Raw genomic sequence first — 380 nt, forward strand, 5'->3', positions numbered from 1 at the left:
CCTTAATTATATCGAGGATACCGAGCGACTACGCCAACAAATTTATAGTGCCATTGAACATTTGCCACGGCAAAAAGCATTATCGCAAAATGACAAAGAAGTGGTTATTGGTATCATAAAATCCTTTGATGGATTTATTGATGTGCATAGCGTAGCAAACTGGTTATTGTTTAGTGGGAAGCAAGTCCGCACACTTGATGAATTATATAGCAACACTTTTTATAACACCGTACGCCGTAGCCCCTATGAGCAAGCAACTGGCTATTTGGATGGATTGGTTGTCACGACAGAATCCTATACAACGCTAATGGCAAGATATAAAGACCAGCCAAAAACCCTATTTTTGCTAGACCCACCTTATCTTTACACAGGGCAAGGGG

General features: G+C 40.8%; 1 protein-coding gene. It reads left to right on the plus strand.

All coding sequences use genetic code 11. The annotated features are described in order from the left end of the window. Nucleotides 1-380 (plus strand): hypothetical protein (locus tag M3175_RS24675; protein WP_251524643.1); only part of this gene is annotated, 380 nt, incomplete at both ends.

This window comes from Robertmurraya korlensis, from assembly GCF_023715225.1.
Taxonomy (GTDB): Bacteria; Bacillota; Bacilli; order Bacillales; family Cytobacillaceae; genus Robertmurraya_A.